This window comes from Lujinxingia vulgaris, assembly GCF_007997005.1.
Lineage (GTDB): Bacteria > Myxococcota_A > Bradymonadia > Bradymonadales > Bradymonadaceae > Lujinxingia.
In genome coordinates, this window is sequence record NZ_VOSL01000021.1 from 1 (window position 1) to 16,870 (window position 16,870).

Consider the following 16,870-nt stretch of genomic DNA (forward strand, 5'->3'; position numbering starts at 1 on the left):
TGGATGGGGGCATCGACGCTTTCGTGGCCGTGGACGCCGGCGCGGCGCATACCTGTGCGGTGACTCAAGAAAACGCCAATGGGTGGTGTTGGGGCAATGCGGCCAATGGGCGGTTGGATGGCGACTCTGCCGGCGACAACACGCCCCGAATGGTAGGTAGTGCCGTTTCGAACTCGACCTTTGAAACATTATCAATGACGGCTGGCGGCGCGCATTCATGCGCGATCGTCGATCGAGGAACCGAGGACTTTCCTTATTGCTGGGGCAGCACCATCTACGGTCAACTCGGCCATTCAAGTGCCTCCGACGTCAGCTTTGTCTCCAACCTCCCCAACGTCCAGCACATCTCCGCCGGCACCGACCACACCTGCGCTATCGCCGACGGGGCGGCGTATTGCTGGGGCCAGAATGTTTGGGATCAGCTGGGTCACAGCGAAAGTACCACCACGGCACCCACCGCAGTCAGCGGTTCAGCCACGGGTTGGACGTCGGTTGCTGCAGGCGCGACCCATAGCTGTGGCATCGCCGACAGCACGCTTTATTGCTGGGGCTCCAACCTGGTGGGCCAGCTGGGTCGCTCAGGCAGCGGCGACGCCACCCCCACCCCGGTCGACTGGGCGTTTGCGCGCTGAGCAAGCTCGCTGAGCACTCGCCGCACCTTGAAACGCCGAGGTGCAGCGAGTGCCTTCAGAGCCGCAACACCCTTGAACGAACCCTGACCTTAGCTCGCCGCCCCCTTCGCTCACAATCTCGACGCCCAGATCCGCGGCTCAGCCCCCTTACCTCCCCTTCTCGACACCCGAGTCTCCCAGCTCAGTCCCCTTAGCTGGCGTTCTCGACGCCCAGATCCGCGGCTCAGCCCCCTTACCTCCCCTTCTCGACACCCGAGTCTCCCAGCTCAGTCCCCTTAGCTGGCGTTCTCGACACCCGAGTCCCACCGCTCAGCCCCCTTACCTCCCCTTCTCGACACCCAGATCCACAACTCGGCGCGCTTAGCTCTCGATCTCGACACCCGAGTCCCACCGCTCAGCCTCCTTACCTCTCGATCTCGATACCCAGTACCGCAACTCAGCCCCCTTACCTCTCGATCTCGACGCCCAGATCCGCAACTCAGCGCCGCCCGCACCCCACCAGCCGCCCACACAAACCTCCCCACCCCGCAAACCCNGGGCGGCGAGCCGTGGGAGTTGGAGGGGTGTGGCGAGTCGATCGTGCTGACGCTTGCGGAGCTTGACCAGGAGGGCAGCTGGACGTTGAGCGTCGAGGCGGAGTTTGAGGAGCAGATCGAGAGCGCCTCGCTCACCTTCGAGGTGCTGCATGCCTTTGAGGCGGGGCTTGAGGGCTATGAGGCAGGCGACACCATCGCGTTTAGCTACCCGCCCGAGCTTGAGAGCTTTTGCTCGCGCGACGGGGCCTGCGAGGTCACGCACCGCTGCGAAGATGAGACGGGCGCGGATCTGAGCTGCGAGGCGCTGGCGCTTCCCGATGATGCCGCCGAAGTCACGATCATTTTGAGCGCCTGCGCCACCGACACCAACGTCGAGCATTGCCTGGAAGAGCAGCGCTACACCTTTGTGTACGAAGCTCCCACCTGGGTGGAGGTGAGCGCCGGGGCGAACCATAGCTGCGGGATTCTGGACGACGGCTCGTTGTGGTGCTGGGGCAGCAATAGTAGCGGCGAGCTGGGCGTGGGGGATAGCGACCAGCGTGATGTGCCGACGCGGGTAGGTGACGCGCTCTGGCAGACGGTCGCCGCCGGCGGGCAGCATACCTGCGGGGTGCAGGTGGATGGGAGTTTGTGGTGTTGGGGGCGTAATAATGAGACACAAGTCGAATCAGCCGCCGGAAGTGCCACAAACTATGAGACGCCTCATCAAGTAGGCACGGACACGAACTGGCTCATTGTGGCGACGGGTATCGAGCATACGTGCGCCGTAACCACGACTAATTCTCTGCAATGTTGGGGAGAGAATAGCGATCAACAACTCGGCCCCGGCCCCACCTCCGAGGGGCGCGTGCAGGTCACGCTGGATGGGGGCATCGACGCTTTCGTGGCCGTGGACGCCGGCGCGGCGCATACCTGTGCGGTGACTCAAGAAAACGCCAATGGGTGGTGTTGGGGCAATGCGGCCAATGGGCGGTTGGATGGCGACTCTGCCGGCGACAACACGCCCCGAATGGTAGGTAGTGCCGTTTCGAACTCGACCTTTGAAACATTATCAATGACGGCTGGCGGCGCGCATTCATGCGCGATCGTCGATCGAGGAACCGAGGACTTTCCTTATTGCTGGGGCAGCACCATCTACGGTCAACTCGGCCATTCAAGTGCCTCCGACGTCAGCTTTGTCTCCAACCTCCCCAACGTCCAGCACATCTCCGCCGGCACCGACCACACCTGCGCTATCGCCGACGGGGCGGCGTATTGCTGGGGCCAGAATGTTTGGGATCAGCTGGGTCACAGCGAAAGTACCACCACGGCACCCACCGCAGTCAGCGGTTCAGCCACGGGTTGGACGTCGGTTGCTGCAGGCGCGACCCATAGCTGTGGCATCGCCGACAGCACGCTTTATTGCTGGGGCTCCAACCTGGTGGGCCAGCTGGGTCGCTCAGGCAGCGGCGACGCCACCCCCACCCCGGTCGACTGGGCGTTTGCGCGCTGAGCAAGCTCGCTGAGCACTCGCCGCACCTTGAAACGCCGAGGTGCAGCGAGTGCCTTCAGAGCCGCAACACCCTTGAACGAACCCTGACCTTAGCTCGCCGCCCCCTTCGCTCACAATCTCGACGCCCAGATCCGCGGCTCAGCCCCCTTACCTCCCCTTCTCGACACCCGAGTCTCCCAGCTCAGTCCCCTTAGCTGGCGTTCTCGACGCCCAGATCCGCGGCTCAGCCCCCTTACCTCCCCTTCTCGACACCCGAGTCTCCCAGCTCAGTCCCCTTAGCTGGCGTTCTCGACACCCGAGTCCCACCGCTCAGCCCCCTTACCTCCCCTTCTCGACACCCAGATCCACAACTCGGCGCGCTTAGCTCTCGATCTCGACACCCGAGTCCCACCGCTCAGCCTCCTTACCTCTCGATCTCGATACCCAGTACCGCAACTCAGCCCCCTTACCTCTCGATCTCGACGCCCAGATCCGCAACTCAGCGCCGCCCGCACCCCACCAGCCGCCCACACAAACCTCCCCACCCCGCAAACCCCGGCGCCCCACAACCACCCAACCACACAACCACACAACCACAAAACGCGCCCCACCAGCCGCCCTCACAAACCTCCCCACCCCGCAAACCCGATCTTGACCGACGCTGTGCTCCATGCGACGTAAGAGTCGCTTTCCACACACGTGTACCCCTTTTATGGAGATTTCCATGGGCCTGAAAGAACGCCGTGCGACCAAAGAGTTTCAAGAGAACCATTTTCCGGCACTTGTCGAACGCATCCACGCAGCCTATGGCGGCGAGCCAGTGTTGGAGGTGGATTGGAGCTCGATCGCTGTGGACGGTATGGCGCATATGTATGAGACGGCGTTCACGAAAGTCTACTTTGAGACTCTGATCCAGGCCTTCGAGGCCGTCGGCATCGATGAGATGGGAAAAGAAGCGCTGCAAGAAGGCGTTGAAAAAGTCGTGATCACCAACACCGACGCGTATGCGAACCACCGGGGTTTTTCGTTTAACGAGGGTGTCCTTACGCTCGATCACAAACCCACCTACAACATCGATAACGTGCAAGAGCGGGTCAAAGCGCTGACCACCCTGCTCGAAAACAACCTGTGAGCGCCACGGGATTGGATGCGCTGGTCGGCTCCGAGATCACGCTGCACCTGCGCGGGGGACAGCAGCTTCGGGGCCTGCTTCGGAAGGCCGGCGCCGAGGCGCTTGTGCTGGAGGGGCATACCCTCTCGGTGGTGCGCCGCGAAGCTGTCGACGCCTGGGTGACCGAGGCCACGGCCGAAGCCCGCGCGCTGTTGCTCGATCTCCACAACGACGATCCCGACGCGCCCGTTCCCACGCGCTTGCAGCTCAAGCGCCGCGCCTCTGCGCTCTCCCCATCGGTCGACGTGACCTGGGAAGCCTGGGATAACGACGCCGCCCGGGTCAGCCTGGGCCTGCTTCTGAACTCGCTCAGCGAGGCCCTTGCGTATGTGCGCAACACCTACGGCTCCGAAGCGCTGGCCCCGCTTCGCGCCGTGCGCGTCGATGCTCCCGCCCCTCCCGGAGCCAGCCGCAGCGACGGCACCTTTGTCATCGGCGCCGAGCCCACCCGAGGCCCCCTGGGGCGACCGAATAAAGACGCGTTGGTCCACGCCCTGGAGCGCGATCTTTAGGCGCACCACCTTCAGATTGGAGATCCCATGAACCTCTCCCTCATCATCGATCTCCACAAACCCCACCCTCGCCAGGGCCCCGGCTCCCGCGCCGACACCCTGCGCGCCATCGAGCTCGCCGGCCTTCGCGACCGACGTGACCTGAAGATCGCCGACCTGGGGTGTGGCACCGGCGCCTCCGCCCTGGTGCTGGCCGAGACCCTCGACGCCCACATCACCGCCGTCGATCTCTTTGGCGACTTCCTCGACGAGCTCACGCGTCGCGCGACCGACCACAACCTCGACGCGCGCATCACCCCGCTCGAAGCGTCGATCGACGCGCTCCCCTTTGCGCCGGAATCCCTCGACGTCATCTGGTCCGAAGGTGCCATCTACAACCTGGGCTTTGAGGCCGGGCTGAAGGCCTGGCGCCCCTTCCTCAAACCGGGCGGCATCCTGGCCGTCTCCGAGATCACCTGGCTCACTGGCGAGTCCCCCGAGACGACGCCCGGGGAGGCCGGCCCGCGCCCGGCCGAGCTGCAACGCTACTGGGACGAAGCCTACCCCGAAGTCGACGTTGCCGCGGCCAAGATCGCCCGCCTCGAAACCCACGGGTTTTCGCCCATCGGCTACTTTCCCCTCCCCCCCTCAAGCTGGCTTGACGCCTACTACGCCCCGCTGCGCGCCGACTTCGACGCCTTTCTTGAGCGTCATCATCACTCCGACGACGCCCGGGCCTGCGTCGCCGAGCATCAGCGCGAGATCGAGCTCTACGAGCGGTTTCAGGCGTACTACAGCTACGGGTTCTATATCGCGCGGAAGGTGTGAGTTTTTTCGGCAGCCCCCCCGACCCGACCGCATCCAGGACGACGCCGCCAGCGTCGTCCTGGGGCGCTCGGCACCTCGCGCGCCCCCAAACCCGACCGCATCCAGGGCGGCGTCTGGCAAGGAGGCTGGGATGAAGCTGTAGCAGCGCTACTGCGAATCCCAGACGACACCGCCAGCGTCGTCCTGGGGCGGTCGGCACACTTGATCCCCTGGCAACAAACCGTTACAAACCTTTTAGCGGCGCAATGTTACAAGCCTCTCACCAACCTCCGGCGCACCTCCCGCGCCCTGTTCCAACCTTCCCGCAACAACCCGGGGCTCTCTGACGTCGATCCTGGCCCCCCCTGCCGTAGCCCCTCTCCCTCCCTCACCTCCTCGATTCACCCCGGCCTCGACTTATGCCCTCGACCGCCCTCTCCTCCCTCGCCCACGCCCCCACCATCGAGGGCGTTCGCCTCCATAAAGTCATCGGGCGCGGCGCCGAGTCGGTGGTCATTCTGGCCAGCCGCGGCGTCGACTCCGTGGCGGTGAAAACCTCCCGCGAACCCGGCCAGCATCTTTCGGACAACCGCCGCCGACGCTTTCTGCGCGAGGGGTGCCTGCTGGCGTGCCTGACCCACCCGGCGCTCCCCCGCATCTTTGAGGTCGGTGAGTCCGACAAAACGCCTTATATTGTTCTCGAATACGTCAAAGGGGAGACGCTCCAGCAGGTCGTGGCCAGCCGCACCCTGAGCTCCGACGCCATCCTCGCCATCGCCACCGAGTTGGCTGACGCGCTCGCCCAGGTCCACGATCACGGGCTGATTCATCGCGATATTCACCCCGCCAACATCCTGCTCGACGACGAGGCCAAACCGCGGCTGATCGACTTCGGCCTGGCCGCCGACGCCGTCGCCGACGACGCCCAGCGCATGGAGGGCACCCTGCGCTTTATGGCCCCGGAGCAGGGCGGGATGCTCGATCGTCTCGTCGATCACCGCTCCGATCTCTACAGCCTTGGCGCCGTGCTCTACTTCGCCGCCACCGGCAAGCCCCCCTTCGACGGGAACGAGCGCCACGAGATCCTCACTCGCCATGCCACCGCGCCCATCCCCGACCCGCTTGACGACCGCCCCGACCTCGACCCTACGCTCTCCGGCATCATCCAGCGCCTGCTCGCCAAGGATCCCTCCGACCGCTTCCCCTCCGCGGCCGCCCTGCTCACCGCCCTGCAGAGCATCAAGGCTCCGCGCGCTGCCGTCGCCATCGACCACGGCATCCACGAGCTCGTCGGCCGCCGCGCCGAGCTCCAGCAGCTTTTGGAAGCGTGGGACCACTCGCAGAGCAACAACACCACCCTGGTCATCCTCGAAGGCCCCTCCGGCAGCGGCAAATCGCGCCTGATCCACGAGCTGCTCAACCGCGCGGCGTCGGAGGGTGCGGGCACCTTCTCCATCACCATCCAGCCCGAAGAGCCCCACCCCTTCGCCCCGCTGCAGCGCCTCTTCGACCCGGTCTGCGACTACATCGACCAGCTCTCCGGCGAGGAGCTGATGATGACGGCGGCTTTCTTTTTGCAGGCCATCGACAACCGCCTCGACGCCCTCCAGGTCGCCGTGCCGCGCCTGGCCCGCCAGCTCTCGGTAGCCGCCAGCGCGGATGCCCCGGCCCAGTTCGATCTGCGCTCCGACGTCGTCTACGACGCGATGGCCACCATCATCCAGCAGATCGCCGACAACATGAACGGCGCGCTCATCGCCATCGACAACGCCCAGTGGCTCGACGACGCCACCGAGCGCGTGCTGCAGCGCCTGGACCTCTCCCGCAGCGAAGCCCCCCTGCTCGTGTTGCTCGGTGCCGACGACTCCCAGCACGCCTCCCCGCGCACCACTCAGCTCGCTGGCTCCCTGCGCCGCATCCTGCACAACCGCATCGCCCTCTCCCAGCTCACGCTTCGCGAGGTCGACGCCCTGATCCGCGCCCGCCTGGCCGGCGCCGACGTCGACATCGCGCTGGTCGAGCGCATCTTCTCGGTCAGCGGCGGCAACGCCTACGCCGTCGAGAGTTTTATCCGCACGCTCCTCGACGCCGCGGTGCTCCGCCCCTCCTGGGGCCGCTGGACCCTGGACGTCGAGCGCCTCCAGAAGCTCGATCTTCCCGATGATATGGCCGAGCTCCTGCACTTCCAGCTCGATCAGCTCCCCGCCGAGACCCGCGACATCCTCTCCTGGATCGCCCTCTTCGGCGTGGTCGACCAGCCCGAAGAGCTCGCCATCTGCGCCGAGGTGGATCTCGGCCAGGTCGAAGACGCCTTTGCCCAGGCCGGCCTGGCCGGGCTCTTGCGAAACCTCCCCGACCAGGGGTTCTCGCTCATCCACAACTCCCTGCGTCAGCGCCTCCTCGACGACCTCGAGCCGGCCGAGCGCCACCGCCGCCACCAGGCCATCGCTCAGGCCCTCGACCAGGGCGACAACGCCGACGATCACCTCTTCGACCTCGCGCGCCACTACGCCCTGGGGCTTCCGCATCTCAACCCGGCCCGCGCGCTGAACATCAACCACAAAGCCGGCATGCTCGCCATGCAGAGCTTTGCCTACCAGCAGGCCTTTGGCTTTTTGCGCGAAGCCGCCCGCATCGCCGACGATTCTGGCACCCGCCACGAGACCCTCGACGCCGATCTCGGGCGCATCGCCGCCCGCACCGGCCACCTGGACATGGCCCGCAGGCACTTAAGCCGCGCCATCGAGCACGCCTCCAACCCCTACCTGCGCGCCCTGCTCCGCGGCGATCTGGCCAACGTCGACATCACCAACCTCGACATCTCCCAGGCTCGCCGACAGCTCGAATCCGCCCTCGGTGAGATCGGCGAAAGCGTCCCCCGCCCCACCCCGAAAGATCTCGTGATCAGCCTCGGCGGTTTTGCCCGCGGGGAGCTCACCACTCGCCTTCCCGCCCTGCAACAGTGGCTGCAAAAACCCGTCTCCACCTCCGAGCGCCGCCACCTCGAAGTTCTCTCCGAGCTCTATAACTACGGCTCGCGCATCGGCTACTTCACCTTCGACGATGAGCTTCTGCTGCAGATCGCCCTGCGCCAGCACGAGATCGCTGTGCGCCTCAACGACCCGGCGCTCCTCGCGCGCACCCACAGCCTGCTCGGCTTTATGAGCGCGATGATGGGCCGCCCCTACTGGAGTAAAGATCACGCCCGCCGCGCTCTTGAGCACGCCCGCACCACCCGCGACCGCTCGGTGCTGGGCATGGTCCACTTCATGAACGCGATGACCCGCGACTTCGAAGGGCACACGCTCAAAGCCGAGCGTATGTTCGAAGAATCGGTCATGGACCAGGGCCAGTGGCTCGACGCCTGGGAGTACGCCTCCGGCTCCACCGTGCTCACCGAGACCTACACGCTTCGCGGCCACCACCGCCGCTCCCTCTCGGTAGCCCACCAGGCCATCCGCGAGCTGCACTCTCGCCTGGGCGAAGAAAACGCCGAGCGCCAGTTCGTCACCACCCCGCTGCAGGCCATGGCCATGACCTCAATGGTCGCCCTGGGGCAGACCGAACACCTGCGCGACTACGAAGCCGCCGTCCAACGCTACTTCGCCGTCACCGGCGCCCAGCTCTACTACCACGCCGTCTTCCACCACAGCCTGCTCATGTACTGCGTGGAGCGCCAGGACATCGACGCCCGCGCCGACCGCCACATCGAGGGCTTTGAATCCCTCCCGATGAGCTTCCCCAACGTGCAGTTCTACCTGCGCCCCTTCTACGTCTGGAAGAGCTGGATCTACCTGATGCGCGTCGAGCGGGCCCTGGAGCGCGACCTCATCCCTCCCTTCGACGCCCTGGAAGCGGCCCTGGCCGAGCTCGACCAATGCGCCAACGTGCCGCTCTTGCGCGCCTACCACCACCTCTTCTCCGGCTTCCTGGCCCTCTACAAAAAGCGCCCCGATGAGGTCGGGGGCCACTTCGAGCAGGCCCGCCAGCTCGCCGACCACAGCGACATGCCGCTCGTGCATTTTGAGATCGCCCGCGGCTATGCGCTCCTCCACCGCGCCGGCTCCGCCACTGACGTCACCTCCCGCTACGTCCGCCAGGCCCTGCAAATCGCCCAGGATCAGGGCTGGTCGCGCCGCCTGCGCCGCCTGCGCGCCGATTTTGCCGAAGAGCTGCGCTCCGGCTCCAACCCCCTGATGACCCGCTCCTCCACCGCCACCCGCGGCTCCTTCACATCCACCGACTACCTGACCTCGCGCATGCAGCAGCAGTTCGACGCCTTGCTGCGCATCCACCAGGTCTTGAGCGACCTGGGCACCCCGCAGACCAAACTCAACCAGGTCCTCGACGAGCTGCTGGCCATCTTCGGCGCCGAGCGCGGCTTCTTCTTTCACGTCGACCCCGACGACGAGAGCCGCCTGGTGCTCGAGGCCACGCGCCATGCCGATAACCGCCTCAAAGACGCGTCGTCCCCGGCCAACAACGCCGCCGACGCCCTCGAACTCACCCGAAAAACCTGGGCCGACGGCATCGTCCAGCAGGTCTTCGCCACCCAGCGCCCCCTGGTCGTGCACAACATCCGCGAAGGCGCCCGCTGGGACCAGCAGGCCTTTGATGATCACCTGCGCAGCGCCATCGCCGTCCCCATGATCTCGCGCGCCCAGACCCGCGGCGTCGTCTACCTCGACTCCACCCTCTCCGAGGGCGTGTTTGCGCAAAACGACATCCGCACCCTCCAGGGTCTTACCAACTCCCTGGCCGTCCTCCTGGAGGCCGCCCGCACCACGCGCCTGGAAGCCGAGGTCGCCCGCGCCACCGAGAAGAGCGCCTCGCTTCTGGAGCACGCCACAAGCGCCGTGCAGCTCGGCCTGGCCATCACCGACCAGAAGGGCCACCTCATCAGCGCCAGCCCCACCCTGCACACCATGGCCGAGCCCTGGGGCTCGGCCACCCGCTGGTGGTCCATCGCCCTGCAAGCCTGCGACTGGCAGGACGCCGCCACCGGGCTTGCGGGCGACCTCGGCTTAAAGAGCGCCCTGGCCGACATCCGCACCCCCGACAACCTGCGCCGCGTCTTCGAGCTCACCGACACCGGCTCCCAGCACCAGCTCGGCGAACACGCCAACCACAGCGTCTTCCTCGTGCGCGATGTCACCTCCAGCATCCTCGCGGACGAAGAGCGCCAGCGCCTCAACGACGACCTCGAGCTCGCCACCGAGCAGGCCTTAAGCGCCAACCGCGCCAAGAGCACCTTTTTGGCCAACATGAGCCACGAGCTGCGCACCCCGCTCAACGCCATCATCGGCTACGCCGAGATGCTTCTTGAAGAACACTCCCCCGACGAGTTCCCCGCCCTGGCCGCCGACCTCGACCGCATCCAGGTCGCCGGCAAGCACCTGCTGCGCCTGGTCAGCGACATCCTCGACCTCTCCAAGATCGAGGCCGGCCACATCGAGCTCGTCCCCCACGAGTTCTCGCTCACCACCATGATCGACGACGTCGCCGCCACCGCCCGCCAGCTCGTCGAGAGCAACCACAACACCCTCATCCTCTCGGAGATCCCCGACGTCACCCTCTTTAACGATGAGACGCGCCTGCGCCAGATCCTGCTGAACCTTTTGGGCAACGCCGCCAAATTCACCGAAGAGGGCGAAGTCACCCTCAGCATTGAGCTCATCGACGCCCCCCAACACCCCACCCTCCCCTTGAACGACGCCGACGCCCCGGCCGACGGCACCGACGGCACCGGCAACACCCTCGAAGAGAGCTGGCTCTCCTTCAAAATCGCCGACTCCGGCATCGGCATGACCCCCGACGACCTGGAGCGCCTCTTTGAAGCCTTCTACCAGGCCGACCAGCGCTCCATCTCTCGCCATGGCGGCACCGGCCTCGGCCTCACCATCACCCGTCGCTTCTGCGATCTGATGGGCGGCTCCATCCACGTCGACAGCGCCCCCGGCGAAGGCACCACCTTCACCATCGAGATCCCCACCCGTATCGACCCCTCCCTCGATCCGGATCTTCTGGCGTTGCAGAGCATGGCCGACTGATCCTCTTGACCCACGGGCGTCCTCCTCCCACTATCGACGGGTTCGCAACTCGACAATGCCCCCGAGCGCATCGGCACACCCCGCACGCCCCCCAACCCGAGCGCATCCAGGGCGACGCCCGGCAAGGAGGCAGGGATGAAGCTGTAGCAGCGCTACTGCGAATCCCTGACGACACCGCCAGCGTCGTCCTGGGGCGCTCGGCACGCTTCGGTAACCAATAACAAAGGATCACGTGATGCCTGCGATCTCCCATGTAGAATCCGCCCTCGACGCCCGCGACAGCAAGGCCTTTGCCGCCGCCGTCGCCAACCTCCCCGGCACCCCCGATGATCACCGCCTCTACGATCATCCCCTGATAGGCTGGGTCGCCCGCCAGGGCTGGGCCGAGGGCGTGGAGATCCTCCTCAACGCCGGCTCCAACCCCAAAAACCTCCCCGGCGTCCTGCACATGGGCATCTTCCCCACCTACCTCTACGACACCGACGTCCGCGCGCTGGAGCTGCTGCTCGACGCCGGTGCCGACCCCAACGCCTACCTCCCCGAGCATATGGGCACCCCGCTCCAGGCCGCAGCCCTCGTGATCGAAGATCGCGGCGCCGCCATCACCGAGCTCCTCCTCAATAAGGGCGCCGATCCCAACCTCGCCCCCTCCCAGTCGGCTACGCCTCTCTTTGAAGCCTGCGTGCGCCCCTGCGTCGACACCGTGCGCCTGCTCCTGGAGGCCGGCGCCGATCCCAACGCCGGCGACGACGACGTCACGCCGCTGCACGCCGCAATCAGCGCCCTGGTCAACGCCGTCAACCGCTCCGAGGATAACCCCGACGACAGCAGCGCCGAGATCGCCCTTCAGTTCGTCCCCCCCACCATCGAGCTTCTCGTGCAACACGGCGCCGATGTCACCGCGACCCTCAACGGCCGCGACGTCATCTGGCGACTGCTCGCCATGGCCGAAGCCCCGCCCGGCCTCATGGAAACCCTGCTCAACGCCGGCGCCCCCACCGATGGCACCATTGAGTTTAACGGCGAAAGCGTCGACTACCTCGGCTTCGCAGTCTTTCGAGGAGCCCCCCTTTCGGTGCTGCGACCGCTGGTCGCTGCCGGCTGCCCGCTGAACACCCCCTATGCCTGCCTTTCGGACTACTCCTTCGCCACGGGCATTGTCGGCTGGGACCCCGAAGCGGCACTCGCCCTCTGGGATGAGTTTGACACCGTCGGCCAGGCGTTTCTAACCGCTAAAACAGCCAGGGGCGTTTCAACTCTAGACCTGGCTGCCGTCTTGGCCGCCCACGAAACCCTCGTGCGCCGACTGCACAACGCCGGCGTCAAGCTCACCACCAGCACCCTCAACGGCAAAACCACCATGGATATGGTCCGCGAGCATCAACCCTCCATGGTGCCCCTCATCGAAGAGCTCCAGGCCGCCGAAGCCTCCTGACCGGCCCCGGCAGCTCAACCTCCCGGAGGCCTGGTTCACACCGCCAGGGATCCCCAACCACCTCCGGGGGGGCCTTCCGCGTACCTCAGACCAAAATTTCCACCTCCCAGAGGTCCCGCAAGATGGTCTCGACCATTTTTTCCACCTCCCAGAGGTCCTTCCGAGTACACCAGACCATTCCCAACCACCTCCCAGAGGTCCTTCCGAGTACACCAGACCATTCCCAACCACCTCCCAGAGGTCCCTCAAGATGGTCTCAACCTCTCCAAACAACCTCCCAGAGGTCCCTAAAGGTAACCCCAACATCCTCAGACAACCTCCCAGAGGCCCTTCAACGACTCCAACTCACCGCCGACAGCCTCGCTGACCCACCACGCGGGGGCACCCGACCAAACATGTGAGCACACGAGCTCCCCCAGGTTGGTCTGAAGCACTCCGACCTCACTCCCCACCCTCCCCCAAAGCGAACCCGCCTACGTCCACACGAATCGACCCACCTCGCGAACCCCGGCGCCCCACAACCACACAACCACACAACCACCTAACCACACGAAACTCCGCACAACTGGCGTCGCCACGACACCCCTGCTAATGACCCATGGTGGTACTACGCTCCCCCCTCCCCACCCCACGCCATGCCCCGCCAGAACCCCGAAACCTACATCAGCACCGACCACCTCCACGACGACCTCGAAGGCCAATCGGTGCGCGGCGGCACCCTCACCGCCATCGCCCAGATCCTCAAATCACTTCTGGAGATGGGCTCCACCTTTGTGCTCGCCAGGCTCATCGCCCCGGAGGATTTTGGTCTCTTTGGCATGGTCATCATCGTCACCGGCTTTCTGACGATGTTCAAAGACCTGGGCCTGGCGATGGCCACCATCCAGCGCGAAAATATCACCCACGCCCAGGTCAGCGCCCTCTTCTGGATCAACCTGCTCCTGGGCGCGCTGATCACGCTTGTGACCGCCGGCTCCTCCTGGGTGCTGGCCTGGGTCTTCGACGAGCCAAGGCTCGTGCCGATTGCGCTGGGCCTGGCCGGAGCGTTCTTCTTCGGCGGGCTCACCGTCCAGCACGAAGCGCTGCTAAGGCGCCAGATGCGCTTTGGGCGCCTGGCCGCCGTCGAGGTCAGCGCGATGGCCATCAGCGTGGGCCTGGCCGTGGCCGTCGCCCTGGCCGGCGGCGGCTACTGGGCGCTGGTCGTCAACTCCGTGGCCCTGGCCGTCGCCAGCTGCCTCGGCGTCTGGATTGCCTGCGGCTGGCGCCCCGCTCGCCCCGCCAAAGCCTCCGGCCTGCGCTCCATGCTGGCCTTTGGCGCGGACATGACCGGCTTTAACTTCGTCAATTACTTCGCCCGCAATTTTGACGACTTCCTCATCGGACGCTTTCACGGCGCGCAGCAGCTGGGCTTTTATCAGATGGCCTACAAGATCCTCATGATCCCCCTGCGCCAGATCAATCACCCCGTGGGGCAAATCGCCATTCCCGCGCTTAGCCGCGTCGCAAACGATCCGGCGCGCTACCGCCAGATGTACCTGCGCGTGCTCGAAAATCTCCTGCTCGTCACCATGCCTCTAGGCGCCATCCTGGTGGCCGGCGCCGACTGGCTCATCCTCAGCGTGCTCGGCGACGCCTGGGGGCCGGCAATCCCCATCTTCGCCGCGCTGGGCCTCTCCATCTTCACCCAGACCATCGGCAACACCACCGGCTGGCTCTTTGTCTCCCAGGACCGCACCCGTGAGCTCTTCCACTGGGGGCTCTTGAGCTCCGGCCTCGTCGCCATCTCCTTTGCCCTGGGCATCTACTGGGGCGCGCTCGGCGTGGCCATCGCTTACACCGCGCTGGGCATCGTCCTGCGCACCCCGCTCCTTCTGTGGTTTGTCACGCGCCAGGGCCCCATCAAGATGGGTGACTTCTACCGCACCGCCTTCATCCCCTTCAGCGCCGCGCTCGGCGGCGCCACAGCTCTGCTGGCCCAGCGCATCTACCTGCCCATCGAATCCCCCGTGGCCAACGTCGCCCTGGCCATCCCCACCTGCCTGCTCGGCGCGCTTCTTGTTCTGGGCGTCCTTCCCGCCGGCCGCCGCGCCCTGCGTGACCTCATCAACCTTATCGGCTACCTGCGCGCCGGCCGCGACATCAGCGAATCCACTGGAGAGCCCTCCGCCTGATATGGTAGGTCAGCCGCGCCGATCCGCTGTGCCCACAGGCCCCTTCGCCTGCCCTGCTCCGATATTCTTTGAGGTTCCTCGTTGAAAGTCATCATCTCCAACACCGTCGCCCTCAACGGCGGCGACGCCGCGATCTTGCAGGCCATCGTCGACGCCCTCACCGCCGAGCTCGGCGATGAGACCCGCTTCACCGTCTTTGATAGCCAGCCCGAGACTGCCCGGCGCTACTACCCGACCTTCGACTTTCAAAAGCTCCTCTACCTCCTGGTCTCCCGCGCCCCAAACGGCCTCGGCCCCATCATCCGCCCCCTGCAACGGAGCCGCTTTAAGGCCGCCGCCTCCCTCTGGAGCCGGGGCAAAGAAGCCGCCGCCCGACTGCTCCTCAGTGGCGCCGAGGCCGACGCACTTCAAACCTACGCCGAGGCCGACCTCATCGTGAGCACCGGTGGCACCTACCTCGTCGAAAATTACGACATCGAGCCGCGCCTCTTCGACTACGAGATCGCCCTCGCGCTCGGCCGCCCCCTCATCTTCTACACCCAGTCGCTCGGCCCCTTCGCAGAGCCCAAACACCAGCGCCGCGTCCGCGATATCTTCAATCAGGCAAGCCTTGTGCTTCTGCGAGATGCGCGCTCGAAAGAACATCTCCTCGAGATCGGCGTTAGACCGGACCATCTGCACGTCTGCGCCGACGCCGTCTTTGCCCTCGACGTCGACGCTCAACTCACCACAAACTCCGTCGACGAGAGCCCGGCCCACGACAGCGAGGACCGGCGAAACGTCGCAGTCTCGGTGCGCCACTGGAGCCACTTCAAAACCCTCTCCACCGACGAGGGCATGAAGCGTTACCAGAACGCTATCGCCTCCGGCGTCACCCATCTGGTTGAGACGCATCAGGCCGAAGTCACCTTCATCTCTACCTGCCAGGGCATCCCTGAATACTGGACCCACGACAGCAAGACCGCCCACGCCATTGTCGACACCCTCCCCGAGCACGTCCGCGCCCACGTCCGCGTCGACGAGGCCTTCCATACCCCTCAAGACCTCGTCACCACCCTCGCCAGCTTCGACGCCGTCATCGCCACCCGCATGCACATGGCGATCCTCGCGCTGATCGCCGGCACCGCCGTCCTGCCCGTCTCCTACGAGTTCAAAACCACCGAGCTCTTTGAGCGCATGGGCGCCGGCCGCTGGGTCGAAGACATCAACACCATCGACGCCCAATCCCTCATCCCGAAGCTCGACGCCCTCTTCGCAGAGCTCCCCGCCGTCCGCGCACTGCTGGCAGAAGGCGTCGCCGAACAACGCGCAATCGCCCTGGAAGGCGCGCGCAAAGTGCGCGCGCTCGTCGCCTCCTGACTTGCCTTCCCTCACCTCGTAGTCAGCTTCCCCTGCGGCGCAGCCCGCCCCACCCCTCCTTAGGTGACCCCGAAGCTGAGTAGAGCAGTGAACAAGCGAGTCCTCTTTCGTACCCTCGTCATCCTGGGCGTCGTCGCCCTGATCGCCGGCCTGGCGTTCTCCCGCATCAACGCCTCGCCACAACGCGACGGAGGCGGCTCCGGCGACGAGGCCCCCTCCGCCCCCCGCGTCACGGTCGAGCCGGTGCGCGCCACTACCCTCACTCAGCCCTCCACTCAGCCCCCTCCCTCCCGCATCGCCTTAATACGCTCGCGCTCAGCCTTCTTCAGCCCGGCCACCACCCGCTCATAGGAATGCTCGATGAGCTCACGCATGAGCTCCGGGCGCACGTCCTGCCCCAGCATCACCGTGTTCCAGTGACGCTTGTTCATATGGTAGCCGGGCAGCACCGCTTCATAACGCGCGCGCAGCTCGATCGCCCGCTCCGGCTCGCACTTGAGGTTCACGCGGGCCGGCTCCTTCTGCACGTTCATCAACAAAAAGATCTTGCCCATCACCCGCATCACCAGCGTGTGCTCATCGAAGGGAAAATCCTCACTGACCTCCGGGAGCGCCGCCGCATAGTCGTGCACCTGCCAGATATCCATGCTCTCCTCCTGCTCCTGACCCGGCCTGCGTCGTCTCGGTTGATGCGCCGGGCTTCAACGCAAAAAAACGCCCGCCGCAGCGTCGCTGCGGCGGGCGTCT

10 protein-coding genes are annotated in these 16,870 nt (G+C 65.7%); 9 read left to right on the top strand and 1 reads right to left on the bottom strand.

Features of this window, described 5'->3' with window-relative positions; translation table 11 throughout:
- From FRC96_RS04720 to FRC96_RS04760, 9 genes are all read left to right on the top strand, one after another.
- The coding region (locus FRC96_RS04720) for an RCC1 domain-containing protein (protein WP_230469887.1) at positions 1 to 632 on the top strand (632 nt) is incomplete at its 5' end.
- A 579-nt stretch (positions 633 to 1,211) separates the two neighbouring features.
- Entirely contained in the window at positions 1,212 to 2,660 is a 1,449-nt protein-coding gene (locus FRC96_RS04725) for an RCC1 domain-containing protein (RefSeq protein ID WP_146973288.1), read from the top strand.
- 703 nt (positions 2,661 to 3,363) lie between these two features.
- Positions 3,364 to 3,771, top strand: coding sequence for a hypothetical protein (locus tag FRC96_RS04730; protein WP_146973289.1), 408 nt, complete (start codon positions 3,364 to 3,366; stop codon positions 3,769 to 3,771).
- Positions 3,768 to 4,322, top strand: coding sequence for a hypothetical protein (locus FRC96_RS04735; RefSeq protein ID WP_146973290.1), 555 nt, complete (start codon positions 3,768 to 3,770; stop codon positions 4,320 to 4,322). Before FRC96_RS04730 ends, FRC96_RS04735 begins: the two co-directional genes overlap by 4 nt.
- A 27-nt stretch (positions 4,323 to 4,349) precedes the next feature.
- On the top strand, positions 4,350 to 5,129 hold the full coding sequence (locus FRC96_RS04740) for a class I SAM-dependent methyltransferase (protein ID WP_146973292.1): 780 nt from the start codon (positions 4,350 to 4,352) through the stop codon (positions 5,127 to 5,129).
- Positions 5,130 to 5,527: 398 nt separating this feature from the next.
- Entirely contained in the window at positions 5,528 to 11,158 is a 5,631-nt protein-coding gene (locus FRC96_RS04745) for a protein kinase domain-containing protein (protein WP_146973294.1), read from the top strand.
- Between the two features lie 235 nt (positions 11,159 to 11,393).
- Positions 11,394 to 12,593 carry an ankyrin repeat domain-containing protein gene (locus FRC96_RS04750; RefSeq protein ID WP_146973295.1) on the top strand — a complete coding sequence of 400 codons (1,200 nt, stop codon included), beginning with the start codon at positions 11,394 to 11,396 and terminating at the stop codon, positions 12,591 to 12,593.
- A gap of 635 nt (positions 12,594 to 13,228) precedes the next feature.
- On the top strand, positions 13,229 to 14,764 hold the full coding sequence (locus tag FRC96_RS04755) for a lipopolysaccharide biosynthesis protein (protein WP_146973297.1): 1,536 nt from the start codon (positions 13,229 to 13,231) through the stop codon (positions 14,762 to 14,764).
- A gap of 81 nt (positions 14,765 to 14,845) precedes the next feature.
- Positions 14,846 to 16,123: a polysaccharide pyruvyl transferase family protein gene (locus FRC96_RS04760; RefSeq protein ID WP_146973299.1), complete on the top strand. Its 1,278-nt coding sequence runs from the start codon at positions 14,846 to 14,848 to the stop codon at positions 16,121 to 16,123.
- A gap of 275 nt (positions 16,124 to 16,398) precedes the next feature.
- On the opposite strand, the gene FRC96_RS04765 is transcribed toward FRC96_RS04760, so the two are convergent.
- Entirely contained in the window at positions 16,399 to 16,770 is a 372-nt protein-coding gene (locus FRC96_RS04765) for an MmcQ/YjbR family DNA-binding protein (RefSeq protein ID WP_146973301.1), read from the bottom strand.
- Between the last annotated feature and the right edge of the window lie 100 nt (positions 16,771 to 16,870).

Bases quoted from the DNA above. Each gene is read 5' to 3' on its own strand.
- FRC96_RS04730 (WP_146973289.1), top strand. From the start codon at position 3,364: ATGGGCCTGAAAGAACGCCGTGCGACCAAAGAGTTTCAAGAGAACCAT.
- FRC96_RS04740 (WP_146973292.1), top strand. From the start codon at position 4,350: ATGAACCTCTCCCTCATCATCGATCTCCACAAACCCCACCCTCGCCAG.
- FRC96_RS04745 (WP_146973294.1), top strand. From the start codon at position 5,528: ATGCCCTCGACCGCCCTCTCCTCCCTCGCCCACGCCCCCACCATCGAG.
- FRC96_RS04750 (WP_146973295.1), top strand. From the start codon at position 11,394: ATGCCTGCGATCTCCCATGTAGAATCCGCCCTCGACGCCCGCGACAGC.
- FRC96_RS04755 (WP_146973297.1), top strand. From the start codon at position 13,229: ATGCCCCGCCAGAACCCCGAAACCTACATCAGCACCGACCACCTCCAC.
- FRC96_RS04765 (WP_146973301.1), bottom strand. From the start codon at position 16,770: ATGGATATCTGGCAGGTGCACGACTATGCGGCGGCGCTCCCGGAGGTC.